General features: G+C 73.8%; 21 protein-coding genes and 1 pseudogene. All 22 read right to left on the bottom strand.

Translation table 11 applies throughout. From position 1 onward, the window contains the following. Window position 1: 1 nt before the first annotated feature. The 22 genes and pseudogenes from dnaE to SOY78_RS05580 all read right to left on the bottom strand — a co-directional run bounded on the left by dnaE (window position 2) and on the right by SOY78_RS05580 (window position 25,566). Complete coding sequence (gene dnaE / locus SOY78_RS05685) at window positions 2-3,598, bottom strand: DNA polymerase III subunit alpha (RefSeq protein ID WP_324701914.1); 3,597 nt, start codon at window positions 3,596-3,598, stop codon at window positions 2-4. 107 nt (window positions 3,599-3,705) lie between these two features. Beyond that, a complete protein-coding gene (locus tag SOY78_RS05680) occupies window positions 3,706-4,668 on the bottom strand; it encodes an RluA family pseudouridine synthase (protein ID WP_080772536.1) in 963 nt (320 codons plus the stop codon). A gap of 4 nt (window positions 4,669-4,672) precedes the next feature. Next, window positions 4,673-5,143, bottom strand: a complete 471-nt coding sequence (lspA, locus tag SOY78_RS05675) for a signal peptidase II (RefSeq protein ID WP_036314214.1) — start codon at window positions 5,141-5,143, stop codon at window positions 4,673-4,675. Between the two features lie 56 nt (window positions 5,144-5,199). Further along, entirely contained in the window at window positions 5,200-5,799 is a 600-nt protein-coding gene (locus SOY78_RS05670; protein ID WP_041102723.1) for a DivIVA domain-containing protein, read from the bottom strand. A 139-nt stretch (window positions 5,800-5,938) separates the two neighbouring features. Then, the gene (locus tag SOY78_RS05665) at window positions 5,939-6,235 is read right to left on the bottom strand and encodes a YggT family protein (protein WP_036314180.1); all 297 of its coding nucleotides are present in this window, start codon (window positions 6,233-6,235) and stop codon (window positions 5,939-5,941) included. A 7-nt stretch (window positions 6,236-6,242) separates the two neighbouring features. Continuing rightward, a complete protein-coding gene (sepF, locus tag SOY78_RS05660; protein WP_036314178.1) occupies window positions 6,243-6,875 on the bottom strand; it encodes a cell division protein SepF in 633 nt (210 codons plus the stop codon). A gap of 110 nt (window positions 6,876-6,985) precedes the next feature. Then, window positions 6,986-7,774 (bottom strand): YggS family pyridoxal phosphate-dependent enzyme, encoded by a 789-nt coding sequence (locus tag SOY78_RS05655; protein ID WP_041102722.1) that lies wholly within the window; start codon window positions 7,772-7,774, stop codon window positions 6,986-6,988. Then, the gene (locus SOY78_RS05650) at window positions 7,771-8,592 is read right to left on the bottom strand and encodes a polyphenol oxidase family protein (RefSeq protein ID WP_041102721.1); all 822 of its coding nucleotides are present in this window, start codon (window positions 8,590-8,592) and stop codon (window positions 7,771-7,773) included. The genes SOY78_RS05655 and SOY78_RS05650 overlap by 4 nt, the downstream gene beginning before the upstream one ends. Continuing rightward, on the bottom strand, window positions 8,589-9,806 hold the full coding sequence (ftsZ, locus tag SOY78_RS05645; protein ID WP_324701913.1) for a cell division protein FtsZ: 1,218 nt from the start codon (window positions 9,804-9,806) through the stop codon (window positions 8,589-8,591). Before ftsZ ends, SOY78_RS05650 begins: the two co-directional genes overlap by 4 nt. A gap of 317 nt (window positions 9,807-10,123) precedes the next feature. Beyond that, entirely contained in the window at window positions 10,124-10,852 is a 729-nt protein-coding gene (locus SOY78_RS05640; RefSeq protein ID WP_051995230.1) for a cell division protein FtsQ/DivIB, read from the bottom strand. Window positions 10,853-10,905: 53 nt separating this feature from the next. Then, entirely contained in the window at window positions 10,906-12,393 is a 1,488-nt protein-coding gene (murC, locus tag SOY78_RS05635) for a UDP-N-acetylmuramate--L-alanine ligase (protein WP_036314167.1), read from the bottom strand. After that, window positions 12,390-13,520 (bottom strand): undecaprenyldiphospho-muramoylpentapeptide beta-N-acetylglucosaminyltransferase, encoded by a 1,131-nt coding sequence (murG, locus tag SOY78_RS05630; protein ID WP_036314165.1) that lies wholly within the window; start codon window positions 13,518-13,520, stop codon window positions 12,390-12,392. The genes murC and murG overlap by 4 nt, the downstream gene beginning before the upstream one ends. Beyond that, on the bottom strand, window positions 13,517-14,809 hold the full coding sequence (gene ftsW / locus SOY78_RS05625; protein ID WP_324701912.1) for a putative lipid II flippase FtsW: 1,293 nt from the start codon (window positions 14,807-14,809) through the stop codon (window positions 13,517-13,519). The genes murG and ftsW overlap by 4 nt, the downstream gene beginning before the upstream one ends. Before the next feature lie 44 nt (window positions 14,810-14,853). Continuing rightward, window positions 14,854-16,411 (bottom strand): annotated as a pseudogene (murD, locus tag SOY78_RS05620) (UDP-N-acetylmuramoyl-L-alanine--D-glutamate ligase). A gap of 32 nt (window positions 16,412-16,443) precedes the next feature. Continuing rightward, window positions 16,444-17,571, bottom strand: coding sequence for a phospho-N-acetylmuramoyl-pentapeptide-transferase (mraY, locus tag SOY78_RS05615; protein ID WP_036314159.1), 1,128 nt, complete (start codon window positions 17,569-17,571; stop codon window positions 16,444-16,446). Next, window positions 17,568-19,082 carry a UDP-N-acetylmuramoyl-tripeptide--D-alanyl-D-alanine ligase gene (locus tag SOY78_RS05610; RefSeq protein WP_324701911.1) on the bottom strand — a complete coding sequence of 505 codons (1,515 nt, stop codon included), beginning with the start codon at window positions 19,080-19,082 and terminating at the stop codon, window positions 17,568-17,570. The genes mraY and SOY78_RS05610 overlap by 4 nt, the downstream gene beginning before the upstream one ends. Continuing rightward, window positions 19,079-20,836, bottom strand: coding sequence for a Mur ligase family protein (locus SOY78_RS05605; RefSeq protein WP_036314155.1), 1,758 nt, complete (start codon window positions 20,834-20,836; stop codon window positions 19,079-19,081). Before SOY78_RS05605 ends, SOY78_RS05610 begins: the two co-directional genes overlap by 4 nt. A gap of 38 nt (window positions 20,837-20,874) precedes the next feature. Next, the gene (locus SOY78_RS05600; protein WP_230297510.1) at window positions 20,875-22,629 is read right to left on the bottom strand and encodes a peptidoglycan D,D-transpeptidase FtsI family protein; all 1,755 of its coding nucleotides are present in this window, start codon (window positions 22,627-22,629) and stop codon (window positions 20,875-20,877) included. Between the two features lie 68 nt (window positions 22,630-22,697). Then, window positions 22,698-23,267, bottom strand: a complete 570-nt coding sequence (locus SOY78_RS05595) for a hypothetical protein (protein ID WP_324701910.1) — start codon at window positions 23,265-23,267, stop codon at window positions 22,698-22,700. A 20-nt stretch (window positions 23,268-23,287) separates the two neighbouring features. After that, the gene (gene rsmH / locus SOY78_RS05590; protein ID WP_036314148.1) at window positions 23,288-24,283 is read right to left on the bottom strand and encodes a 16S rRNA (cytosine(1402)-N(4))-methyltransferase RsmH; all 996 of its coding nucleotides are present in this window, start codon (window positions 24,281-24,283) and stop codon (window positions 23,288-23,290) included. A gap of 142 nt (window positions 24,284-24,425) precedes the next feature. Continuing rightward, window positions 24,426-24,857 (bottom strand): division/cell wall cluster transcriptional repressor MraZ, encoded by a 432-nt coding sequence (mraZ, locus tag SOY78_RS05585; protein ID WP_002854575.1) that lies wholly within the window; start codon window positions 24,855-24,857, stop codon window positions 24,426-24,428. A gap of 322 nt (window positions 24,858-25,179) precedes the next feature. Next, window positions 25,180-25,566, bottom strand: a complete 387-nt coding sequence (locus SOY78_RS05580; protein WP_012750919.1) for a DUF3040 domain-containing protein — start codon at window positions 25,564-25,566, stop codon at window positions 25,180-25,182. Window positions 25,567-25,626 lie beyond the last annotated feature (60 nt).

Here is a 25,626-nt window from a genome sequence, read left to right as displayed (position 1 = left end):
CTCAGCCGAGGCAGGCCGGACCCAGCAGGATCTTGAGGTCACCGAACAGCGCCGGGTTCGGGCTCACCCGGAACTGCGGGCCCAGCTGGAACTCCTGCGTGGCACGCTGGCCCACCAGGGACAGCCGCACCTCCGAGGAGCCCTCATGGGTGCGCAGCACGTCCGCCAGCTGGCCCATGACCTGCTCCGTGGCCTTGAACGCCGGCAGCGTGATCCGCACGGGGCCGCCGGGGCCGTCCGAGAGCTCCGGGATGGTCAGCTCCATCGCCGACAGGGACACCGACCCGTCGTCGCGGCGCTGGACCCTGCCCTTGACGGCGACGACGAGGTCCTCGGCCAGCATCATCGCGATGGGCGCGTACACCTGGCCGAAGAACATGACGTCCATCGAGCCCCCGAGGTCCTCGATCTCGCAGCGCGCGTACGCGTTGCCCGAGGACTTGGCGATGCGGCGCTCGAGCGTGGTGACCAGGCCCGCGATGGTGACGATCGCGCCGTCCGCGGGCCCGTCGTCGTCGAGGACGCGGCTGATCTGGACGTCGGCGTGCTGGGCCAGGACGCCGTCGAGGCCCTGCAGCGGATGGTCGGACACGTACAGGCCCAGCATCTCGCGCTCGAACGCGAGCTTCTCCTTCTTGGACCACTCCGGCAGGTCCGGGACGGCGACGCCGTCCGCGGCGTCGGAGTCGTCCTCGTCGCCGCCGCCGAGCGCGAACAGGTCGAAGGTGAACTCGCCGTGGTCCTCCTTGCGCTTCTGCGCCACGGTGGCGTCCACGGCCTCCTCGTGCACGGCCAGCAGGGCGCGGCGGGCGTAGCCGAGGGAGTCGAAGGCGCCGGCCTTGATCATGGACTCGATGGTGCGCTTGTTGCACACCACGAGCGGCACCTTCGCCAGGAAGTCGCCGAAGCCCGTGTACGAACCCCCGTCCTCGCGCCCCTGGACCATGCCCTTGACCACGTTGGCGCCCACGTTGCGGACGGCGCCCATGCCGAAGCGGATGTCCCGGCCGACGGGGGTGAAGGTCAGGTGGGACTCGTTCACGTCCGGGGGCAGCACGGTGATGCCCATGTGGCGGCACTCGTTGAGGTACATGGCCAGCTTGTCCTTGTCGTCGCCCACCGAGGTGAGCAGCGCGGCCATGTACTCCGCCGGGTAGTGCGCCTTGAGGTAGGCCGTCCAGTAGGAGACCAGGCCGTAGGCGGCCGAGTGCGCCTTGTTGAACGCGTAGTCCGAGAAGGGCAGCAGGATGTCCCACAGGGCCTTCACCGCGGCCTCCGAGTAGCCGCGGTCCAGCATCCCCTGGTGGAACGCCTCGTACTGCTTGTCCAGCTCCGACTTCTTCTTCTTGCCCATCGCACGGCGCAGGATGTCGGCCTGGCCGAGCGAGTAGCCCGCCACCTTCTGGGCGATCGCCATGACCTGCTCCTGATACACGATCAGGCCGTAGGTGGTGTCCAGGATCTCCCGCAGCGGCTCCTCCAGCTCCGGGTGGATCGGGGTGATCTCCTGCTGCCCGTTCTTGCGCAGCGCGTAGTTGGTGTGCGAGTTCGCGCCCATGGGGCCGGGGCGGTACAGGGCGATGGTCGCCGAGATGTCCTCGAAGTTGTCCGGGCGCATCATCTTCAGCAGCGAGCGCATGGGCCCGCCGTCGAGCTGGAACACGCCGAGGGTGTCACCGCGGGCCAGCAGCTCGTAGGCCGCCGGGTCGTCCACGTCGAGGGTCTCCAGGTCCAGGTCCACGCCCTGGTTCGCCTTCACGTTCTCGAGCGCGTCCGAGATGATCGTGAGGTTGCGCAGCCCCAGGAAGTCCATCTTGATCAGGCCCAGGGACTCCGCCATCGGGTAGTCGAACTGGGTGATGACCTGGCCGTCCTGGAGGCGGCGCATGATCGGGATGACGTCGATCACCGGCACCGAGGACATGATCACGCCGGCCGCGTGCACGCCCCACTGCCGCTTCAGGCCCTCGAGACCCTTGGCGGTCTCGAAGACCTCCTTCGCCACCGGGTCCGTCGCGATCAGCTCGCGGAAGGGCGCGGCCTCCCCGTAGCGCGGGGCCGCGGGGTCCTCGATGTCCTTGAGCGGGATGTCCTTGGCCATCACCGCCGGCGGCAGCGCCTTGGTGAGGGACTCGCCCATCGAGAAGGGCTGGTCCATCACGCGGGCCGAGTCCTTCAGAGCCTGCTTGGTCTTGATGGTGCCGTACGTGACGATCATGGTGACGCGCTCGTCGCCGTACTTGCGGGTGACGTAGTCGATCACCTCGGAGCGACGGCGGTCGTCGAAGTCGACGTCGAAGTCGGGCATGGACACGCGGTCCGGGTTGAGGAACCGCTCGAAGATCAGCCCGTGCTTGAGCGGGTCCAGGTCCGTGATGCGCAGCGCGTACGCCACCATCGATCCGGCGCCCGAGCCGCGGCCCGGGCCCACCCGGATGCCGTTCTCCTTGGCCCAGTTGATGAAGTCGGCCACGACGAGGAAGTACCCGGGGAAGCCCATCGAGATGATGACGTCCAGCTCGTAGTCCGCCTGCATGCGCACGTGGTCCGGCACGCCGTCCGGGTAGCGGTAGGCCAGACCGGAGGCGACCTCCTTGATGAGCCAGCTGGTCTCGTCCTCGCCCTCCGGCGTGGGGAAGACCGGCATGTAGTTGGCCTTCGTGTCGAACTCGACCTCGCACCGCTCGGCGATGAGCAGCGTGTTGTCGCAGGCCTCGGGCAGCTCCGCGAACAGCTCGCGCATCTGCCGCGGGGACTTCAGGTAGTACTCGGTGCCGGAGAACGCGAAGCGGGAGCCGCCCTGGTCGTAGCTGGGCTCGTTGAGCTTCGAGCCCGACTGCAGGGCCAGCAGCGCCTCGTGCGCCTTGGCGTCGTGCTCGTGGGTGTAGTGCAGGTCGTTCGTGGCCACGAACGGCAGGCCCAGGTCCTTGGCGAGCCGCCGCAGGTCCGTCATCACCCGGCGCTCGATGTCGAGGCCGTGGTGCATGATCTCGCAGTAGTAGTTGTCCTTGCCGAAGATGTCCCGGAAGTCCGAGGCCGCCTGCATCGCCTCCCGGTACTGGCCCAGGCGCAGGCGCGTCTGCACCTCGCCGGAGGGGCAGCCCGTGGTGGCGATCAGGCCCTTCGAGTACTGGCTCAGCAGCTCCCGGTCCAGCCGCGGCCACTTGGCGTACACCGAGTCCAGCGAGGCGATCGAGCCCATCCGGAACAGGTTGTGCATCCCCTCGGTGGTCTCGCTCAGCAGCGTCATGTGCGTGTACGCACCGCCGCCGGACACGTCGTCCCCCCGCTGGTGGGGCTCGCCCCAGCGGGTCTTCTCCTTGTCCGTGCGGTGCTGATGCCCGGGGGCCACGTAGGCCTCGAGCCCGATGATCGGCTTGACGCCCGCCGCCTTCGCCTTGGACCAGAAGTCGTAGGCGCCGAAGAGGTAGCCGTGGTCCGTGATGGCCAGCGAGTCCATGCCCAGCCGCTGGGCCTCGGCGAACAGGTTGTCCAGCTTCGCGGCGCCGTCGAGCATGGAGTACTCGGTGTGCGTGTGCAGGTGGACGAAGCCGCCGTCCTTCACGGCGTCGGGGCGGGCGTCGGCGGACACGGTCATGCGGGGTGGGCCTTTCGACGGGGAGGACGGCAGGGCCGCACCAGCCTACTCGTGGTGCCCGGGCGGCGGGGCCGGACCGGGACGGGGGTCACATCGACGGTGCCGGCTCAGTCCTCGTCGCCGCGCAGCGCCGCCAGGGCGTGGGCGAGGTCGTCCGGATACGGGGAGGTGATCGTCACCGGCTCCCCCGTGACCGGGTGCGGGAACGCCAGGCGGTGGGCGTGCAGCCACTGGCGGGTCAGCCCGAGCTCGGCCGCCAGGCGCGGATCCGCCCCGTACGTGAGGTCGCCGACGCACGGGTGGCGCAGCGCCGAGGTGTGCACGCGGATCTGGTGGGTGCGCCCGGTCTCCAGGTGGACCTCGAGCAGGGTGGCCCGGCCGAACACCTCGAGCGTCTCGTAGTGGGTCACGGACGGCCGGCCGTCCTCGAGCACCGCGAACTTCCAGTGGTGGCCGGGATGCCGCCCGATGGGCGCGTCCACGGTGCCGCTCAGCGGGTCCGGGATGCCCTGGACCACGGCGTGGTAGACCTTCTCCGGCACGCGCTCGCGGAACTGGTCCTTCATGGCCGTGTAGGCGCGCTCGGTCTTGGCCACGACCATGACCCCGGTGGTGCCGACGTCGAGCCGGTGCACGATCCCCTGGCGCTCAGGGGCGCCCGAGGTGGTGATGTCGTAGCCGAGGGCGGCCAGGGCGCCCACCACGGTGGGCCCGACCCAGCCCGGCGAGGGGTGCGCGGCCACGCCGGTGGGCTTGTCCACGGCCACCAGGTCCTCGTCCTCGTACAGGATGCTCAGCGCGTCCACGCGCTCTGCCCTCACTTCCAGGGGGTCGGGGTCGTCGGGGACGTCGACGGCGAGGGTCTCCCCCACCACGGCCTTCGCGGACTTGGCCAGGACGCGGTCCCGGCGGCCGGAGCGCGACTCGGCCCGCACCAGGCCCCGGGAGAACCAGTCCGCCAGCAGCGAGCGGGAGACGCCGAACGCGTCGGCGAGCACCGCGTCGACCCTCCGGCCCGCCTCGGCCTCGGTGACCTCGAGCCGCTCGGTCAGTCCCGGTCTCATGCCCATGTCCTCACGCCTCCCGTGTGCCGTCCAGGCGGCGGCCGGTCATCACGAGCAGGGCGACGCCGATGACGGAGCAGACGATGAACGAGTCCGCAACGTTGAAGATCGCGAAGTGCGGCACGGAGATCATGTCGACCACGTGGCCGCGCCCGAACGCCGGGGGCCGGAACAGCCGGTCCGTGAGGTTGCCGAGCACGCCGCCGGCGAGCCCGCCCAGCGCCAGGGCCCACGGCGTCGAGCGCACGCGGGCGATCCCGACGAGGGCGGCGACCGCCACCACGGCTTGGATGATGGTGAACACCCAGGTGTGGTCCTCGCCGATGGAGAAGGCCGCGCCCGGGTTCAGGATGTAGTGCCAGCGCAGCACCCCGGGGATCACCGCGACGGAGTCCCCCAGCTGCATCGTGCTCTCGACCGCGTACTTGGTCAGCTGGTCGAGGGCGTAGGCCAGCACCGCCACGATGAGGGCGGTGAGCACGGCTCGCCGGCCCGCGCGAGGGGATCGCGGGGCCGGCGCGGCGTCGACGGCACGACTCACGCCGTGGGCGTGGGGGGCTCGACGCGCTTCTGGGCGCGGATCTCCCGCAGCTGGCCCTCGATGTAGGAGGTGAGGCGGCTGCGGTAGTCGGTCTCGAAGCTGCGCAGCTGTTCGACCTCGCCCTCCAGGCCGGCCTTCTCCACGGCCAGGGCCTCGAGGGTGCGGGCCTTCTGCTCCTCGGCGTCGCTGACGAGCCGGGCCGCGGTGGCCTCGGCCTCGGCGACGAGCTCGGTGCTGCGCTGCTCGCCCGCGGCGACGTGCTCGTCATGCAGCCGCTGGGCCATGGCCAGGACGCCGGCGGCGGAGGTCGCGGCCGCGTCGGCGGACTCGGGGGCGGCGGCCGGGGCCGACTCCTCGGCGGAGGCCGGGGTCGCGGCGGCCTCCGGGGTGTCCGCAGCGGGGCCGGCGGCCGGGGCGGCGCCGCCGGCGCGCAGCTCCGCGTTCTCGGACTCGAGCTGCTCGTTGAGGGCGATCAGGCGCTTGAACTCCGCCACGATCTCGTCGAGGAAGTCATCCACCTCGGTCTGGTCGTAGCCCTCGCGGAACTTCGTGGGCTGGAACTGCTTGTTGACCACGTCTTCCCAGGACAGCGCCATGGAACCGTCTCGCTCTCTGCTCGGTGCTCGGGGACGGCCGGGCGGCCCGGCGCGTCGGCGGTCGGCGCGCCGGTGAGGGGCGGCGCCGATCCTGCCGCGAAGACTACCACCGGGGCCGACAGCCGCCCCGGGCCGCGGGTCAGGCCACGCCGGCCAGGCTCAGCACCAGGACCCGCAGCAGGACGACGCCGAGGAACACGATGAGGAAGGCCACGTCCAGGCCGATGCCGCCCAGGTTCACCGGCGGCACGGCACGACGCACGGGGCGCAGCAACGGATCGGTGGCCCCGTACACGCCGCTGGCCAGCATGAGGGCCGCCCCGGTGGGGCGCCAGTGGCGGACGAACGACTGCGTGACGTCCAGGACGATCCGCACGGTCAGCGCCGCGAGCACCACCGTCAGGGCGATGTAGGCGAGGGCGAGGAGCAGCTGCATGGGCGCCTCAGTCGCCGTCGAACGGGGAGTCGGCCGCGCCGGACTCGCCCTGCTCGGCGCCGACGACGTCCACGGTGGCCGGGGTCAGCAGGAACACCTTGCTGGTGATGCGGGAGATCGAGCCGTGCAGGCCGAAGACGAGGCCGGCCGCGAAGTCCACGAGGCGCTTGGCCTCGTTCTCACCGAGGTCGGTCACGTTCATGATCACGGGGACGCCGGAGCGGAAGGCCTCGCCGATCGCCTTCGCGTCGTTGTAGGAGCGGGGGTGGACGGTGGAGAGGGTGTGCACGGAGGCTCCTTCGGCAGACGACGCTGCGGCTCGCTTGATGGGGGTCACCGGGGCCCGGTAGCCCGGGTCGACCGGCTCGGGACGCGCCGGACGCCGGGGTTCGACGGGATCGGCCGCGGTGGAGCCGGACGGGGTCACGGGCTCCGGCCGCTCGGCCGGCTCGGGATCGCGGACCGCAGCCGGGCGGACGGCCTCCATGTGGGGGTCGGTGTCCGGCTCCGCGGGGCGGCGCGCCTCGACGACCTCGTGTCGGGGCGCGGTCTCCCGCTCGGCCGCACGCGGCTGCTCGTCGTACTCGTCGCCGTCGGCCAGGCCGAGGTAGATCATCGTCTTCTTCAGGGCACCAGCCATGAGTCTTCCTTCACCACGTCCTCCGGCCCCGGGGGCCGCCGTCGTTCGTCGTCGGTGCGCGTGCGTCCGCACGGTCCTGTCGCGTCCCGCCGGGACGCGCGGGGTCAACGTTAGCCCACCGCGTCCCGGGCCCCCAGAACGTCGGAGCCGATGCGCACCTGTGTCGCCCCGGCGCGCACGGCCGCCTCGAGGTCCGCGCTCATCCCCATGGACAGTGCGGTGGCCTCCGGATGCGTCTGCCGCAGGCGCGCGCCGAGTGCGGCAAGGCGGCGGAACGCGTGCTCCGGGTCCAGGCCGCGCGGTGCCACGCACATCAGCCCGCCCAGCCGCAGGCCCGGCAGGCCTGCGATGACGTCCGCGAGGGCGGGGACGTCCTCGGGGCGGGCGCCGCCGCGCGGGCCGATCCCCTCGGGACGGTCCTCGTCGGCGCGGTCGTCGACATCCACCTGCACGAGGCACTCCAGGTCGGGGATCGCGGCCTCGGGCTCGCGCTCGCGCCGCAGCACGAGCGCCCGCGAGAGCGCCTCGGCCAGTTCGGGTCGGTCCACCGACTCCACCACGGACGCGTAGCGCACCACGTACTTGGCCTTGTTGGTCTGCAGCTGGCCCACGAAGTGCCAGCGCGGGGCGTCCGCCCCCAGAGCCGCGGCGACGGCCTCGGCCTTGGGCCGGGCCTCCTGGTCGCGGTTCTCCCCCACGTCGGTCACGCCGAGCGCGGCGAGGCGCACGACGTCGTCGGCGGGGTGGGTCTTGGTCACGACGACGAGCGCGGGCTCCGCCTCGCGCCCGGCGTCCCGCGCGGCGTCGGCGATGCGGGCGTGCACCGCGGCGAGCGCGTCGGCGATCTCCCGGGCGCGGGGGTCCGTCGGGGTCGGCCCGGCGGTGGCGGGGGCGGTCATGCGTCTCCTCTCGGGACGGTGGCGTCGGGGTCGGCGCGCCAGACGAGGCCGGCGAACCGGCCCTCACCGGGCGCCCGACGGTGTGAGAACAGGCGCTCGTCCTCCCGCGTGCACACGTTGATCGTCGCGGTGGCCACCCCGCGGGCACGGAGGACCTCCGCGGCGCCGGCGGGCAGGTCGAGGGCGGGGGTGCCCCAGGACGTGGTGGCCGCGGTCGCCGGGAGGCAGGCGGCGGCGTCGTCGCGCATGGCCGCGGGCACCTCATAGCAGCGGCCGCACACGCCGGGGCCGATCCAGGCGCGCAGGCCGGGACCGGTCCGGTCGGCCTCCGGCCGCAGGGAGAGCAGCCGATCGACGGTCGCCTCCAGGACGCCGTCCAGCAGCCCGCGCCGCCCGGCGTGGGCCACGGCGGTCGCGCCGGTTGTCTCGTCGACGACGACCACGGGGAGGCAGTCGGCCACCATGACGGCCAGCGGCCGTGACCCGTCGCGGCTCACGGCGGCGTCGGCCACGGGGGCCGAGGCACCGCCGCGCCCGGGCCCGTCCGCCCACACGACGTCGGCCGAGTGCACCTGGTCCAGATAGAGCGTGGCGCCCTCGGGGACCCCCATCACGCGCTCCAGGGCGCGGCGGGCGGCGCTGACGCGAGCGAGCCCCGCGGCCTCGTCCGGCGGGACCACGTGCGGCGCGAGGTTGCCGGCGGCCACGGACGTCCAGGCCACGTGCACGGCGCCCGTCGCGGTGCGGACGGTCTCGCGGTGCACGAAGGGGCCGGCGGGGACCCGTGCGGTCCCGGCCGGCCCCTCCGCGGCCGTCACTTGAGGAAGTCCGGGACGTCCAGGTCCGAGGACCCGGCGCCGAGGTCCGGCTCCACCACGGTGGGCAGGTCCTGCTGGCGGCGCGGCTGCTGCTCCTGCGGGGCCAGCGGCACGGTGCCGCGCACGGCGGGGCGCTCGGCCTGCTGCGGCTGGGCCGGGGCGGCGGGCTGCGGCTGGGCGGCGGGCTGCGGCTGCGCGGGGGCCGCGGCCCGCTGCGGGGCCGCCTGCTGCTGCACGGCCTGCGGGGCGGCCGGGGCGGAGGTGACGTCCACCTTGTCGAAGCCCGCGGCGATCACGGTCACGCGCACCTCGTCGCCGAGGGCGTCGTCGATGACCGCGCCGAAGATGATGTTGGCCTCCGGGTGGGCGACCTCCTGGACCAGTCGCGCGGCCTCGTTGATCTCGAAGAGGCCGAGGTCGGAGCCGCCCTGGATGGAGAGCAGCACGCCGTACGCGCCGTCGATGGAGGCCTCGAGCAGCGGCGAGGCGATCGCCAGCTCGGCCGCCTTGACGGCGCGGTCCTCGCCCTGCGCGTGGCCGATGCCCATGAGCGCGGAGCCCGCGCCCTGCATCACGGACTTCACGTCCGCGAAGTCGAGGTTGATCAGGCCCGGGGTGGTGATCAGGTCGGTGATGCCCTGGACGCCGGAGAGGAGCACCTGGTCCGCCTGACGGAAGGCGTCCATGACCGAGACGTTGCGGTCCGAGATGGACAGCAGCCGGTTGTTCGGGATCACGATGAGGGTGTCGACCTCGTCCCGCAGGGCGTCGATGCCCGCCTCGGCGAAGCCGGCGCGACGGCGGCCCTCGAACGTGAACGGACGGGTCACGACGCCGATGGTCAGGGCGCCGAGCGAGCGCGCGATGCGGGCCACGACGGGCGCCCCGCCGGTGCCGGTGCCGCCGCCCTCGCCCGCGGTCACGAACACCATGTCCGCGCCCCGCAGGACCTCCTCGATCTCCTCCGCGTGGTCCTCGGCGGCCTGGCGGCCCACCTCGGGGTTCGCGCCCGCGCCGAGTCCACGGGTGAGCTCGCGGCCCACGTCCAGCTTCACGTCCGCGTCCGACATCAACAGCGCCTGGGCGTCCGTGTTGATGGCGATGAACTCCACGCCGCGGAGCCCCACCTCGATCATGCGGTTCACGGCGTTCACGCCGCCGCCGCCGATGCCGACGACCTTGATGACGGCCAGGTAGTTCTGGGGTGCAGCCACGGTGTTGGTTCCCTTTGTTCGAGATCTCGAGAGGTCCGCGCGAGGCACATCGCCCCGATGATCGGCGGCCACCCGGGGTGGACACCTTCAAGCACAGCGTGAAGCGAGCCTCGCGCGCGTTCGGATCCACCGTACTGGGAGGCCCGCGTCACGCGCAAAAGAAAACGGCGTGTCCACGCGGAAAAGACGCCCTCAACATCAACTTTCACGTGAGACTCGAAGGACGAGCCTCCGCAGTGATGGCACCCCGACTCGCATGAGGCCCCGCGCCCCGACCTTCACCTTCACGTTCTACTGGAGACTCCTGTGGCCCCGGTTCAGCGCGTGATCGGCCGCGTGGGCACGGAGACGTCGATCTCGGCGACGCCGCCCGCCGCGGACCCGTGCCGCTCGTCCGCCAGGAACGCCTCGGCCACGGACCCCTTGAGGCCGGCGTCCTGCGCGTCGCCCCAGACCAGGGTCACCCCACCCTCGAGCGCCAGACGGACCTGGCCCGGGCCCCGGGAGTCGGCCGTCTCGACACGATCCGCCACGGCCTCCGGCAGGGCGGCCAGCACCTCGGCCACCTCGGCGCGCTCCTCCTGCGCCCGCTGCGCCAGCTCCTCCGAGAACGCGGGGAGGTCCTCGCCCTCGAGCCGTTCCTCCGGCACTCCCGTCAGGACGGTGCCGTCTGCGAGCAGCAGCTGCACACCGTCGTCGCCATCCCGCCGGGCCCGCGTCTCATGCTCCCGGACCACGACCTCCAGGCCGGTGGGCAGGCGGGGAACGGTCTGGACCTCGGCCACTCCGGGCAGACCACCGACCAGCTCGCCCACACAGCCGGCGCCGACGCGGGACAGCGGCACGCCGTACACGGGCTCCAGGCGCTCCTGGACCTCGGCGGCGGAGACATGGCGGGTGCCGGTGACCTCGACGCGGTCCACCGCGAGCACGGGCGAGAAGAACACGACCCAGCCCAGGGCGGTCAGCACCGCGAGGACCGCGGCCGCCACACCCCAGCGCGTGGCGCGGCGCCGGCGCGCGGTGCGGCCCGGGAATCGGACCACGGTGGAGGCGTCGGCCCCGGCTGGTGCGACCGGCGGCGTCCCGCGGCCGAGCCTCACGGGTGGGCGACGCCGGGCGCCGCGTCCCGACCGAGCTCGGCCAGCAGGTCCGCACCCAAGGCGGTGACGTCCCCCGCGCCCATCGTCAGGACGACGTCGCCGGCCGTGGCGCCCGCCGCGAGCGAGCGCACCGCCTCGGCGCGGTCCTCGGCGACGACACGGTCCTCGGCGGCGCCCGTGGTGAGGCGGGAGGCGATGAGGGACGAGTCGACGCCGGGCATCGGCTCCTCCCGGGCCGCGTACACGGGCAGCACGCGCACCGCGTCCGCCCCGGAGAGGGCGGCGGCGAACTCGGCGGCGAAGTCCCGGGTGCGGGAGAACAGGTGGGGCTGGAACAGGACGTGCACGCGGGCGTCGCCGGCCACGGCACGGCCGGCGGAGACCGCGGCGGCCACCTCCGTGGGATGGTGCGCGTAGTCGTCGAAGACCCGCACGCCGCGCGCGGCGCCGCGGAACTCGAAGCGGCGGGCCGTGCCCCGGAAGGCCTCCACGCCCCGCACGGCGGCCTCGAAGGCCATGCCCGCCCGGACGGCGGCCAGGACCACAGCGGCGGCGTTCAGCGCGTTGTGCCGGCCGGGCACCTGCAGATGCAGGGTGCGCTCCGGGCCGCCCGCCATCCGGAACGTGGCGCGCTGGCCCACTCCGGTCTCGCCCGGCTCCACCGCGAGGTCGGTGACCAGCAGGTCCGGCGCCACGCCGTCACGGGGCGCCGAGCCGTAGGTCACGACGTCGGCGGCCGCGTGCTCCCGTGCCCAGGCGGCCAGGTCCGCCGCGCCGGCGTCGTCGAGGCAGGCCACGAGGACCCCGCCCTGGGCGGCGGCCGGCAGCCCGCCCGCGAAGTCCCGGAAGACCTGGTGCACCGCCTCCTCGGTCCCGTAGTGGTCCAGGTGGTCGGCCTCCACGGTCGTGACGATCCCGATCGTGCTCGGGTAGTTCACCAGGGTGCCGTCGGACTCGTCGGCCTCCGCGATGAACCACTCGCCCCGGCCCGCCCGGGCGTTGGTGCCGAGCCCGGCGACGGCGGCGCCGACCGCGAACGTGGGGTCCCAGCCGGCGTCGGAGAAGGCCATGGCGGCCATGGAGGACGTGGTGGTCTTCCCGTGCGTGCCGGCGACGGCCAGCACCCGGTGGCCGCGCATGGCCAGGGCGAGGCCCTCGGAACGGTGCAGCACGCGCAGTCCGCGCGCCACGGCGGCGTCGTGCTCCGGGTTGCCCGGCCCGGCGATCGAGGAGGCGATCACCGTGGTGACGTCCCGGCCGAGGTGCGCCGCGTCGTAGCCGACCGTGATCCGGGCGCCGCCCGCGGCGAGCTCGCGCATCACGGGCAGGTCCTTCGCGTCGGAGCCGGACACCGCGACGCCTTGCTCCTGCAGGATGCGGGCGACCCCCGACACGCCGACACCGCCGATCCCCAGCAGGTGCACGCGGCCCAGGTCGGCGAAGCGGCCCTCGGCCGCGGGACGGGTGCTCTCGTCTCGGCTCATCGCCGGGCTCCTTCCTGGGCGGCCGAGCGCACGAGGCCGGCCATGGTGACGTCCGCATCCCGGACGCCGAAGCGGGCGGCCGCCTCCCCCATGCGCGCGAGACGCTCGGGGTCGGTCGCCAACGGGATCAGCTGACGCTGCACCCACGCGCGCCCGAAGGCGTCGTCACGGACGAGCAGCGCGCCCTCCGCCTCCACCACGGGGCGGGCGTTGAGCGCCTGCTCGCCGTTGCCGATGGGCAGGGGAACGTAGACGGCGGGCAGGCCGACCGCGGACACCTCGCAGACCGTGCCGGCGCCCGAGCGGGCCACGATCAGGTCGGCGGCGGCGTAGGCCTGCTCCATGCCCGCCAAGTACTCCCGCTGGACGTAGCCGTCCCGGACCAGCAGGCTGCCGTCGTCCTCGGTGAGGGCCTTGTCCCGACCGGTCAGGTGGAACACCTGCAGACCGGCGTCCAGGAGGTCGCCCAGCGCGGCGCGCACGGTGCGGTTCACGGCCAGCGCACCCGAGCTGCCGCCGGTCACCACGACGGTGGTCCGGTCCGGGTCCAGGCCGAGGGCCTCACGGGCGGCACGGCGGGCGGCCGCCCGGTCCAGGCCGGAGATCTCGGGGCGCATCGGCATGCCCACCCAGCGGGCACCGCGGAGGCGGGTGTCCGGCAGGGCGGTGCCGACGTGCGCGGCCCGCAGGGCGCCGATGCGGTTGGCCAGGCCGGGGCGGGCGTTGGCCTCGTGGACCACCACGGGCACACCGGCCCGGAACGCGGCGAGGTACACGGGCGTGGCGACGTAGCCGCCCACGCCCACGACGACGTCGGCGCGCCGGTCCCGCAGGATCCGGGCCGCCGTGGCGACCGCGGCGCGCATGCGGGCCGGGAAGCGGACGACGTCCATCGACGGGCGGCGCGGCATCGGGACCCGGTCGATCAGGTCGAGCTCGTAGCCCGCCTCGGGGACGAGACGCGTCTCCATGCCGGAGGCGGTGCCGACCATGGTGCACTCGACGGGACCGCCGCCGTCGCCCTCCAGGGCGCGGGCGATCGCGAGCATCGGGGAGATGTGGCCGGCGGTGCCGCCGCCGGCCAGCACCACCCGCAGGGGTCCGGAGGGATGAGAGGTCTGCGTCATCGGGGCTCCTGGAGGGCGGGGGTGGGGATCACGGGGAGGGGGTCGGTGTCCGGCTCGTCCGCCTGCGGGCGGGCGTCCGGCTGCGCGGCACGGCGGCGCTCGTGACGGGCGAAGGCCAGCACGATGCCGACCGCGCTCAAGGACAGGGTGAGCGCGGAACCACCATAGGAGATGAAGGGCAGGGGGACGCCCACCACGGGGATGACCCCGGAGACCATCGCGATGTTGACGGCCGCCTGACCCACCAGCCAGGCCAGGATCCCCCACGTGGACAGGCGGATGAACGTGGACGTGGTCCCGGCGGCGACGCGGTAGATGCCGATCGCCAGGCCGAGGTAGGCCAGCAGCACCACCAGCGTGCCCACGAGCCCGAGCTCCTCGCCGAGGATGGTGAAGATGAAGTCGTTCTCGGCCTCCGGGATGTAGCTCCACTTCTGGCGGGACTGGCCGAGGCCCGCGCCCCACCAGCCGCCCGAGGCCAGGGCGTACATCCCGTGCGCCGGCTGGAAGCAGGGGTCGGTGGCGTCCGAGCAGTCCCCCATCCAGGCCTGCACCCGGACCATGCGGTGCGGGGCGAGGAGGGTCAGGGCCAGGATGCCCAGCACGCTCAGCGCCAGGAAGGTGAGGAAGACCCCCCAGTGGGTGCCGGCCACATACAGCACCGTGGCCAGCACGATCGCGAGGATGATCGCGGTCCCGAGGTCGCTGCCCGCCATCACCAGGCCCAGCAGCAGCAGGCCGCCGGGCAGCACCGGGATCAGGGCGTGCCGCACCTGGGTGACGAGGCGGTGCTTGCGCTCCAGGACCGCCGCCGCCCACAGGGCCAGGGCGAGCTTGGCGGCCTCGGAGGGCTGCATCCGGAACCCGCCGATGCCCAGCCAGTTGCGATTGCCGCCCACGGTGACGCCGAGCGGGGAGAACGCGACCAGCGCGAGCAGGATCACGGCCACGCCGAACGCCGGCCAGGCGAGCGCCTTGAAGACGCGCACCGGCAGGCGCGAGAACACGAGCAGGGCCGCCACGCCCGCCACCGCCCAGGCGCTCTGGCGCAGGAACAGCGCGTACGAGCCGCCGCCGGTGCCGATCGCCTCGACGGAGGACGAGGAGAGCACCATCACGAGCCCCAGCACGGTGAGCAGGGCGGTGCAGCCGCTGATGAGCAGGACCGACAGGTCGAGGGCGCGGCGACCCTCGAGGACCCGCCACATCCGGTGCAGGAGCCGCTCCCGGTGCTCGGGGGCGTCGTCGTCCGCGCGGGGGCGGACCGGGCGGAGCTCGATCGGGGACATGGCCCTCCTCACGGGGGAAGCGAGACGGTCGGGTGGGCGGCGGGTCAGTCGGTGTCGGGGGCGGCGTCGTCGTGCACGTCCCAGCCGTGCTCGCGCATCAGCCCGGCGACGGCCTCGATGAATGCGTCGCCGCGGGCCGCGTAGGAGCGGAACTGGTCCATCGACGCCGCGGCGGGCGCCATGAGCACGGTGTCACCGGGGCGGGCCAGGCCGTCGGCCACGCGCACCGCCTCGGCCATCACGGCCGCGCCGTCGGCGGGGCCGGTGCCGTCGGCCGCGGCGAGGGGGGCGTGGACGGGGACGTCCGGGGCGTGCGCGGCCAGGGCAGCGCGCAGGGCCGAGGTGTCCCTGCCCAGGAGCACCACCGCCCGGAGCCGGTGGGCGTGCGCGGCCACCAGCTCGTGATAGGTCACGCCCTTGGGCAGGCCGCCGGCCAGCCACACCACGGAGCTGAACGCCGCCAGCGACGCGTCCGCGGCGTGCGGGTTCGTCGCCTTGGAGTCGTTGACCCACATGATGTCGCGGGAGGTGGCCACGAGCTGGATGCGGTGCTCCCCGCGGTCGTAGGAGCGCAGGCCCTCGGCCACGGCCGCGGGGCTCACCCCGACGGCCCGGGTCAGCGCCGCCGCGGCGGCCGCGTTGGCCATGGTGTGGCGCGGCGCCACCGGGCCCAGGTCGGCGCGCTCGGCCAGGGCGATCGCCTCGTGGCGCCGGTTGTCCAGGAACGCACGGTCCACGAGGATCCCGTCCACGACGCCGATGTCGGACAGGCCCGGGGTGTCCGTGGTGAAGCCGATCGCGCGGCAGCCCTCCTGGACGTCCGCGCGCTCCACGAGGGTGCGGGTCAGCGGGTCCTGCTCGTTGAACACGCAGGCCACCCGCGTGTTCGCATACACCTTGCCCTTGGCGGCGGCGTACTCCTCCATCGAGCCGTGCCAGTCCACGTGGTCCTCGGCCAGGTTCAGCACCGCAGACGACGCCGGGGCCAGGCCGTGCGTCCAGTGCAGCTGGAAGCTGGAGAGCTCGAGGGCGAGCACGTCGAAGCCCTGCGGGTCGCGGATCGCGTCGAGCACGGGGGTGCCGACGTTGCCGCAGGCCACCGCTCGACGGCCGTCCGCCCGCAGGATGGCCTCGACCATCGTCACGGTCGTCGTCTTGCCGTTCGTGCCCGTCAGGCACACCCAGTCGGCGGTCTTCCGGCCGGCGCGCTCGCGCAGCCGCCAGGCGAGTTCGACGTCGGACCAGATCGGCAGGCCCGCCGCGTGGGCGGCCATCAGCAGCGGCTGGTCCGGCCGCCAGCCCGGGGAGGTCACGACGAGGTCCGCGGCGGCGCCGTCGACCTCGGGCAGCGCCTGCGTGGCCGCCCGGTCCAGCAGGACCTCGCGGACCCCCACGATCCGCAGGGTCTCGGCGCGCGCCCGGTTCTCGGGGCCGTCATCGCCGTCCACCACCACGACGGCGGCGCCCAGCTCGGCCAGGGTGTCGGCCACGGAGAAGCCGGTGACGCCCAGGCCCGTGACGACGACGCGCAGGCCTGCACCCCGGGGCGTCCCAGGACGTGAGGTCGGCGGTGCGGGCGGTGTCGGCGCGAGGCCGGCGCACCGGTGCGAGCGCGGCGTCGGACGCGGGGCCGGTCACGGGGTCACCCCCGCGAGGCCGCCCTGGCGGATGAGCCAGTCGCCGTAGAAGATCGCGAGCCCCACGGTGACGCACATCAGGGACAGCAGCCAGAAGCGGACCACGACGGTCACCTCGGCCCAGCCCTTGAGCTCGAAGTGGTGCTGCAGCGGCGCCATGAGGAACACGCGCTTGCCGCCGGAGACCTTGAACCAGCCCACCTGGATGATGACGGAGAGCGTGATCGCGACCATGAGGCCGGCCAGCACGGCCACCAGGATCTCGGTGCGCGTGAAGATCGCGAAGCCGGCCAGGGCGCCGCCCAGGCCCAGGGAGCCGGTGTCCCCCATGAAGATCTTGGCCGGCGAGGTGTTCCACCAGAGGAAGCCCAGCAGGCTGCCCGTGAGGATCGCCGCGAGCAGGGCGAGGTCCATGGGGTCGCGGACCTCGTAGCAGCCGCGGGTGCCCTCGAGCGCGCAGGACTGGCTCGACTGGAAGAGCGATATCAGGACGTAGGCGCCCGTGATCATGGCGGTGGCGCCCGTGGCGAGCCCGTCGAGGCCATCCGTGAGGTTCACGGCGTTCGTGGTGGCGGTGGTGATGAGGTTCGACCAGATCACGAACAGGATGACGCCGATCGCGGGTCCGGCGAAGGCCAGGTCGAGCCACGGGATGTCCCGGGCGAAGGAGATCGCCGTCGAGGCGGGGGTCAGGCCCCGCTCGTCCGGGAAGTTCAGGGCGAGGACCGCGAAGGCGGTGCCGATCAGGGCCTGGAGGATGATCTTGCCGCGCGGCGTCAGGCCGAGCGAGCGCTGCTTCGTGATCTTCGTGAAGTCGTCCACGAAACCGACGAAGGCCATGCCCACCGTGAGCAGCAGCAGGATCAGGCCGGAGGCCGTGGGCCCGCCGAAGTCGACGCCGAACACCGCGAGCAGCCCGTGGGTGATCAGGTACGCCAGCACCATGGAGCCGATGATGACCGCGCCGCCCATCGTGGGCGTGCCGCGCTTGGTCTTGTGGGTGGTCGGGCCGTCGTCGCGGACGAACTGGCCGTATCCGCGCTTGACGAGGAACCTGATGAACAGCGGGGTGCCGACGGCCGAGAGGACCAGGCCGAGCACGCCGCCGATGAGCAGTCCGATCACGGTCGGGACTCCTTCGGGGAGGCGGAGGGGGCGGCGACGGCGTCGGCCGTGGCGAGGCGCTCGCCGAGGGCCGCGAGCCCGACGCCGTTGGAGGACTTGACGAGGACGAGGTCGCCGGGGCGCAGGTGCTCGGCGAGGAACGCCTCGGCCTGCGCGGCGTCGTCGACGAAGTGCGCCTCCTCGCCCCAGCTGCCCTCGTTGAGGGCGCCGATGTAGAGCGGCCGGGCTCCGGCGCCCACCACCAGCAGCTGGGCGATGTTCAGGCGCACCACGGACTCGCCCACGAGGGTGTGCTCACGGACGCGGGCATCGCCGAGCTCGAGCATCTCCCCCAGGACGGCCCAGGTGCGGCGGCCGCTGGAGCGGCCGAGGGTGGCCAGCGTCCGCAGCGCGGCGCGCATGGACTCGGGGTTGGCGTTGTACGCGTCGTTGATGATCGTGACGCCGTCCGCGCGGTCGGTGCGCTCCATCCGGAAGCGGCTGGCGGGCCCGAGCCCGTCGAGACCACGGGCGATCTCGGCCGGGTCCATGCCGGCGGCGTGGGCGGCCGCGGCGGCGGCCAGCACGTTGTGCACGTGGTGCAGGCCGGTCAGTCCGGAGGCGACCGGATGCCGCACGGCGGCCTCATCCGTCCCGACCTGCAGGTCGAAGACGGGGCGCTCCTGGTCGTCGGCTCGCACGTCCCGTGCGGCGACGAGTCCCGACGCGCGGCCGGCGGCCACGTCCTCGGCCGCGCGGGCGACGCCCCGCTCGTCCGCGGTGAACCAGGTGATCGGGGCGGCGGTCCGTGCCGCCATGCCGGCGACACGCTCGTCGTCGAGGTTGAGGACGGCGACGCCCTCGGGGCCGAGGGCCTCCACGAGCTCGCCCTTGGTGCGCGCGATGTTCGCCACGCCGCCGAAGCTGCCCGCATGGGCGGTGCCCACCATGAGCACGACGCCGATGTCCGGGCGCACGATGTCGCAGAGGTACGCGATGTTGCCGACGTGGTCCGCGCCCATCTCGACCACGAGGAAGCGCGTGTCCAGCTCCGCCCGGAACACCGTGAGCGGCACGCCGACCTCGCCGTTGTACAAGCCGACCGGTGCGACGGTGGGGCCCTGGGTGGCCAGCAGCGCGGCGAGCAGGTCCTTCGTGGTGGTCTTGCCGGCCGAGCCGGTGATGCCGATGACGGTGGTCGGGGAGTGCTCCCGGACGCGGCGCACAACCTCCCGGGCGAGCGCGCCCATCGCGAGCACGGCGTCCGGAACGAGGATCGCCGGGTGCGCGGCGCCGTCGGGGGCGTGCGTGGCGCGCTCGGCGAGCACAGCGGCGGCGCCGGCGCCCAGCGCGGCGTCGATGAAGTCGTGGCCGTCGGCGCGCTCCCCCGGCTTCGCCACGTAGAGCGTGCCCTCGGCGGTGACCTCCCGCGAGTCGGGGGTGACGTGCACCAGCACGGTGGCGGGGTCGAGGGTGGCCGAGAGCGTGCCGGACACGGCCTCGGCGATCTGGGCTGCGGTGAGAGCGATCATGACTCGATGACCTTACCCTCGCGGGCGGGGCCGGAGCCCGAGGCGGAGGCCGCCGCGACACGGGCGGCCAGGGCCTCGCGCAGGGCCACCCGGTCGTCCAGCGGGACGAGCTCGCCGTCGTAGTCCATCGTGGTCTCGTGCCCGCGGCCGGCCAGGAGGATGCCGTCCTGCGGCCCCGCCAGCTCCACGGCGCGGCGGATGGCCGTGGCACGGTCGGCCACCTCCTCGATCACGACCGTGCGGCCCTCCTCCCGCGCGATGCGGTCGGCCTCGGCGCGGGCGCCGGCGAGGATGTGGGCGCGGATCGGGGCCGGGTCCTCCGAGTGGGGGGTGTCGTCGGTGACGATCAGCACATCCGCCGCCCGGGCCGCGATCGCGCCCATCACGGGCCGCTTGTCACGGTCACGGTCGCCGGCGGAGCCGAACACGATCAGGGTGCGGCCGCGCGTCCCGGCCGCCGCCCGGGCGTCGGCGAGGGAGCGCAGCGCCTGGACCATGCCGTCCGGGTTGTGCGCGAAGTCGACGACGGCGTCCGGCTCGCGGCCCACGACCTCCATCCGCCCCGGGACGGCGGCAGCCAGAGGGCCCTCCCCCGCGGGCACGTCCAGGACCGCGGCGAGCGCGTCCAGGTGCTCCTCCCCCACGGCGTGCAGCACGAGCAGAACCGCGAGGGCCGCGTTGGCCACGTTGAAGCGGCCCGGCAGACCGACGGAGGCCCGCAGCTCCCGGCCCGTGGCCGCGTGGCGCAGCGTGAAGCGGTGGCCGAGGCCGTCCGGCGCGAGCTCGGCGACCTCCCAGTCCGCCCGGAGGCCGGGGTCGTGTTCGGCCAGGGCGCCCGGCGTCGGCGCGGCCGGCCCGAGGGCGAGCGTGGTGACGGGAGCGCCGGCGGCCCGGGCCATGGCGACGCCCCAGCGGGGCCCCTCGCCGCCGTCGAGCGTGATGACGGCGTGGTCGGTGCGAGCGGGGTCGAACAGACCGGCCTTGGCCGCGAAGTACTCCTGCATCGAGCCGTGCATGTCCAGGTGGTCCTGGGTCAGGTTGGTGAACCCGGCCACCGCGTAGCGCAGGCCGGCGATCCGCTGGTACGCCACGGCGTGGGAGGAGACCTCCATGACGGCGGTGTCCACCTCCTCCTCGCGCATGAGCGCCATGAGGGCGTGCAGCTGGGTGGCCTCGGGCGTGGTGAGCGTGGAGGGGACCTCCCGCTCCCCCGCGCGGATCAGGATCGTGCCCACGATGCCCGACCGGCGCCCCAGGGCCTCGAGCAGGGCGGCGGCGAGGAAGCTCGTGGTGGTCTTGCCGTTGGTGCCGGTCACGCCGAGCAGGCGCGGGCCGGTGTCGCCCCCGCCGCCGTAGACGCGGGCCGCCACGGTGCCGGCGGCGGTGCGCACGGCGTCGACCTCGAGCACCGGGACGTCGGCCAGGCCCTGCTCCGCCAGGAGCGCGCGGCCCGCCGCGTCCGTCAGGACGCCGACGGCGCCGGCCTCCAGTGCCGTGGCCGCGAACGCCGCGCCGTGGGCGCGCGCCCCCGGAACGGCGACGTAGAGGTCGCCCGGGCGCACGACACGCGAGTCGAGGCTGACCCCCGTGACGCCGTCGGCCGGGGCCGCGCCGTGGACGTGGGCCGCGATCCCCGCCTCGGCCAGCGCCTGTGCGAGGGCGGGCCAGGCCGCGGCGGGGGTGTGGGAGGGCCGGAAGGCGGCGTCCTGCTGGGCCGGGGTCAGCGGCGCAGGGGGGTCGCTCGGAGTGGTCATGGGGGTGCTCCTGGGGTGCTCGGGGCCGGAGGCGTGGGTCACCACGGCCGGTCCTGCGGATCGTCCACGAAGACGCGGTAGTCGTTCGGCTCGGCTCCGGTGGCGGGCACGTCCGCCTGGCGGAGCATGTACTCCATGATCGTGGCGGCCGCGACGGACACGTCTCGGGAGCCCTGCTTCGACGGCGGCCGATGCATGGACACGGACACCACGAAGCGGGGGTCGTCGAGCGGGGCGACGGCGGTGAAGCCGAGGTTGTAGCCGTCGTACGTGCCGGTGTCGCTCGCGGCCTCGGCGGTGGAGGACTTGCCGCCCACGCGATACCCGGGGATCGCGGCGGCCTTGCTGGTGCCCTGCGTCACGACGGTCTCCATCATGCGGAGCATCTGCGCCGCCGTCTCCTCGGAGACCACGCGGTGGGGCTCCGCGGACGACTCCCAGCGCTTCTCCGCGCCGTCGCCGTCCACCGTGGCGTCGATCAGCCGGGCCGGGATCAGCACGCCGCCGTTGGCGAGGGCCTGGTACATCTGGGCGGTGTGCAGGGTGGTCTGGGTGTAGCCCTGGCCGAAGGCCGTGGTCAGGCGCTGGCGGCCGTCCCACTGTTCGGGCGGGACGAGGACGCTGCCCGCCTGCTGCGGCAGGCCGAGGTCGATGGGCTGGCCGACCCCGAAGGAGCGCATGTACTCGTAGCGCTGCTCGTCCGTGATCTTCTCGGCGATCTGCACCGTGCCCGTGTTGTAGGAGCGCGCGTAGATGCCTGCCACGGTCATGTCGAACGTCGGGTGCGGGGAGAAGTCCCGGATGGTCTGCCCGTCGAAGTCCTGGCTGCCGGGGACGGTGAAGCCGTCCGTGGCGGTGACCTTCCCGGCGTCGACGGCGGCCGCGATCGGCAGCGCCTTGCCCGTGGAGCCCGGCTCGTACGGCGTGCTCATCACGGTGGAGGTGCGGAAGTTCCCCTCGGTGGCGTCGGGGTCGGCGGGGTCCACCGTGGTGGAGTCCGCCATGACGATCACGTCGCCCATCTTCACGTCCATCACGACGGCGTTCGCCCACTCCGCCTCGTACTCGGCGGCGAGGGCGCCGAGGGTCTCCTGCGCGAACCACTGGGCGTCCTTGTCCACGGTCAGGCGCAGGTCGGCGCCGTCCACGGCCGGAACCTCCTCGAGCGGGGCGTTGGGGATGCGGATGCCGTCTGCGCCCACCTCGAACGTGCGGGTGCCCGGGGTGCCGGTCATGACGTCGTCCTGGCTGAGCTCGAGGCCCTCGAGGGCGGTGCCGTCGCCACCCATGAAGCCGATGATGCTGCCGGCGACCGACCCGTTCGGGTAGGTGCGGCGGTCCACCGCCTCGGAGAGCAGGCCCGGCACGTTGAGGGCCATGGCCGCATCCCGCACCTCCGGGGTCACGGAGCGACGCACCACGGCGTACGGGCGGGAGCCGATGGTGGCCTCGCGCACCTCCTCCTCCGACATGCCGAGCACCTCGGCCAGGCTGGCCAGGCGGGAGTCCACGTCCACCAGCACGGTCTCCCGGGCCTCGCGGTCCCATTCGTTGAAGTCCTTGACGAGGCGCTGGTCCACGACGATGTCGTAGCGGCGCACGCTGGCGGCCAGCACGTCGCCGTCGCGGTCCAGGATGGACCCGCGCTGCGGCAGGGTCTCCTGGTGTGTCAGGCGCTGGTCCATGGCCGCCGCGGCCTGCCCCGTGGGGTCGATGCCCTGCACGTAGACGAGCCGCAGTGCGAGCCCGCCGAGCAGGACGAAGACGAGCAGGAGAAGGATGCGGGTGCGCACGGCGGGGTGCCCGGGAGCGGGCCCGACCGTCGATCCGCCGCGGGGAAGGTGCGAGGCGGGACGGTCGATCAACGGTCGGCGGCGTCCTGGTCGGGGGCGGCGGAGGCGTCCTCGCCGCCGAGGGTGCGCGGTCCCTCGATCTCGTCCTGGCCGTCGCCGGCCGTCCCCTGGCGGACCGCGTCCGCGTCCGCCGGCGGCGCGACGTAGGTGGCGGAGACGTCCCCGTCCTGGGCCGCCTGGGCCTCGCCGCTGAACTGGCCCGTGCCCGCGTCCACGGAGGCGGTGCCGGCGGGGGCGACCATCCCGAGGGCGTCGGCGCGCGCGGCCAGGTTCTGCGGCGCCTCGAGGTGGCCCACCTGTTCGGCCAGCCGCTCATTGGTCTCGGTGACGGCCTGCTGCTCCTGGCGCAGGTCCAGGAGGGCGTACTGCCGGTTGGACATCGTGATGTTCATGACGAGCACCGCCGCGAGCGCGGCGAGCACCACGAGGACGCACAGCACGGTCACCCCGGAGCGGGATCGGGGCAGCGGGGCGGGCACCACCGAGAGCGGCGTGCGCTCCTGCGGAGTCGGCCGCGCAGGGGCGACGGGGGTCGACCCGGGGCGCAGCGACTCTGCGATCCGTGCGTGTGCGGCCATGCTCATCTCCTCGTGCAGCGTCATGCCGTGGTCCTGGACGTCCTGATCTTCTCAACCGCACGCACTCTCGCGGAGGAGGCGCGACGGTTCTCGGAGATTTCTTCTTCGGTGGGCTTCTCGGTGCCGCGGGTGAGCACCCGCACCACGGGTTCGTGCTCCTCCAGCACCACTGGGAACCCCGGGGGCGCCGTGGACGTGGCCCACGCGCTCAGGTGCCGCTTCGTGATGCGGTCTTCGAGGGAGTGGTAGCTCATCACCACGAGGCGCCCGCCCACGTGGAGGGCGTCGAGGATGGCGGGCACGGCGGCGTCGAGGATGTCGAGCTCCTCGTTCACGGCGATGCGCAGGGCCTGGAAGGTGCGCTTGGCCGGGTGCCCGCCGGTTGCCCCCGCGGCGACGGGGACGGCCGAGCGGATCACCTCGACGAGGCGGCCGGTGGTCTCGATGGGGGCCTCGTCGCGGGCCCGGACGATGGCCCGTGCGATGGGGCCGGCGAAGCGCTCCTCGCCGTCGCGACGGATGATGCGGCGCAGCTCCTGCTCGTCCAGCTCCGCCACGAGCGTCGCGGCGGAGCGCTCGGCGGTGTCGTCCATGCGCATGTCCAGCGGAGCGTCGTAGGAGTAGGCGAAGCCGCGCTCCCGGTCGTCCAGCTGGTAGGAGGACACACCGAGGTCGTAGAGCGCGGCGTCGACCTTCGTGACGCCCGCGGCGGCCATGGCCTCGGGCACCCGGTCGTAGGTGCCGTGGAAGGGGATCAGGCGCTCGGCGAGGGGGCCGAGGCGCTCGACGGCCATGGCCTGGGCGTGGACGTCGCGGTCGATGCCGATGACGCGCAGGTGGGGGAACCGGGTCAGCAGGGCCTCGGTGTGCCCGCCCATGCCCAGCGTGCCGTCGACGGCGACGGGCGTACGGCCGGCCTCGAGCGCGGCCTGGACGGCGGGGGCGAGGAGGTCGACGACGCGGTCCCGCATCACGGGCAGGTGGCGGTCCTCGGGGCGCGGCTGGCCTGCGTCCACTCTCGACCTCCTGCTCACATCGCGGTCCTGGCGGACCTCGGGCGGGATCCCCATCCGTCCGCCGCCGCGCCTGGCCCAGGGGAAGACGGGTCAGGTGCGGCGGCGTCGGCTGGAGGTCTCGCTCGAGGTCGGGTGGTCATGGTCAGAAGACGCCGGGCAGGACGTCCTCGTCGGTCTCGGAGAAGGCGGCTTCCTGCTCGGCGAGGTAGGTGTTCCAGGACTCCGAGTCCCAGATCTCCACTCGCGTCCCCGCGCCGATCACGGTCACGTCCCGGTCCAGCCCCGCGTACTGTCGCAGCGGCGCCGGCACGGTCACCCGACCCTGCTTGTCCGGGACCTCGTCCGACGCCCCCGAGAGGAAGACGCGGATGTAGTCACGGGCCTGGCGGGAGGACAGTGGAGCCGACCTCATCTGCTCGTGGACCCGCTCGAACTCACGAGCGCTGAACACGTAGATGCAGCGCTCCTGACCCCGGGTCAGGACCAGCCCCTCCGCCAGCTCCTCGCGGAACTTGGCGGGGAGGATCAGCCGGGACTTCTCGTCGAGCCGGGGGGTGTACGTGCCCAAGAACACGGCAGACCCCCTGGCTCGTCGAGCGGTCCCTCCCGACCAAGGTCGGGACCCATGCTCTCTCCTTCCCTCCACATTACCCCACTTCCCTCCACCATCAACCCCGGACGCGGGTCCCGGCGCCACGGGCGTGTCGAGGCCCCCCGAGTCCGGCGCGCCATCCCGCGGGTCCCGGGGCCGGCGTCGCCGTGGAGGGACGTGGAGGACCGGTGGGCCCCGGTGGAGGGCCGCGGCGACGACGGAGCCTCGGGCAGCGGAAAGGCCCCGATCCGGAGCGGATCGGGGCCTGGAGTGGAGGATAGTGGGGGCCCGGCGGGCCAGGCGCTCAGTCGCCTCCGGCGCGCCGCTCGTCCCAGCGCCGCTCGAGGCGGCCCATGAAGTCGCCGCCTCCCTGCCGTCGCGGTGCGCCCGACCGGCGGGCCTCCGGGCCCGAGGCCCCGGAGGCGACAGCGCGCGGCCGCGTGGTCAGCAGGAAGATGCCGGCCCCGATGACGACGACGCCGAGCACGCCCAGGAGGATCGCGTGGTTGGCGACCCCGAGGACCACGACGAGCAGCCCGACCACGGCGAGGACGGCCCCGGCCACGACGCGACCCACGGGCAGCCGATGCCGCCCCGTGTCCGCCATCTGGGTGGCCAGCCGGGGGTCCTCGGTGCGCAGCTGCTGCTCCAGCTGGTCCAGCATCCGCTGCTCATGCTCTGAGAGGGGCATGGCGACTCCTTCGAACGCGGCCTCCGACACCTCCGGGACCGGGAGGGGACGCCCGCGCGT

Source organism: Micrococcus sp. HOU01 (assembly GCF_035609305.1).
In the GTDB taxonomy this organism is placed as follows: Bacteria; Actinomycetota; Actinomycetes; order Actinomycetales; family Micrococcaceae; genus Micrococcus; species Micrococcus luteus.
The sequence above is the reverse complement of the archived record's forward strand: the minus strand, read 5'-3'. Positions and strand labels throughout refer to the sequence as shown.

Excerpts from the sequence above, each read along its gene's own strand:
- SOY78_RS05605 (WP_036314155.1), bottom strand. The coding sequence starts at position 20,836 with ATGACCACTCCGAGCGACCCCCCTGCGCCGCTGACCCCGGCCCAGCAG.
- SOY78_RS05670 (WP_041102723.1), bottom strand. The coding sequence starts at position 5,799 with ATGGCGCTGTCCTGGGAAGACGTGGTCAACAAGCAGTTCCAGCCCACG.
- dnaE (WP_324701914.1), bottom strand. The coding sequence starts at position 3,598 with ATGACCGTGTCCGCCGACGCCCGCCCCGACGCCGTGAAGGACGGCGGC.
- SOY78_RS05655 (WP_041102722.1), bottom strand. The coding sequence starts at position 7,774 with ATGACCGCCCCCGCCACCGCCGGGCCGACCCCGACGGACCCCCGCGCC.
- SOY78_RS05580 (WP_012750919.1), bottom strand. The coding sequence starts at position 25,566 with ATGCCCCTCTCAGAGCATGAGCAGCGGATGCTGGACCAGCTGGAGCAG.
- murC (WP_036314167.1), bottom strand. The coding sequence starts at position 12,393 with ATGAGCCGAGACGAGAGCACCCGTCCCGCGGCCGAGGGCCGCTTCGCC.
- SOY78_RS05680 (WP_080772536.1), bottom strand. The coding sequence starts at position 4,668 with ATGGGCATGAGACCGGGACTGACCGAGCGGCTCGAGGTCACCGAGGCC.
- murG (WP_036314165.1), bottom strand. The coding sequence starts at position 13,520 with ATGACGCAGACCTCTCATCCCTCCGGACCCCTGCGGGTGGTGCTGGCC.
- sepF (WP_036314178.1), bottom strand. The coding sequence starts at position 6,875 with ATGGCTGGTGCCCTGAAGAAGACGATGATCTACCTCGGCCTGGCCGAC.
- SOY78_RS05610 (WP_324701911.1), bottom strand. The coding sequence starts at position 19,082 with ATGATCGCTCTCACCGCAGCCCAGATCGCCGAGGCCGTGTCCGGCACG.
- SOY78_RS05665 (WP_036314180.1), bottom strand. The coding sequence starts at position 6,235 with ATGCAGCTGCTCCTCGCCCTCGCCTACATCGCCCTGACGGTGGTGCTC.
- SOY78_RS05595 (WP_324701910.1), bottom strand. The coding sequence starts at position 23,267 with ATGGCCGCACACGCACGGATCGCAGAGTCGCTGCGCCCCGGGTCGACC.
- ftsW (WP_324701912.1), bottom strand. The coding sequence starts at position 14,809 with ATGTCCCCGATCGAGCTCCGCCCGGTCCGCCCCCGCGCGGACGACGAC.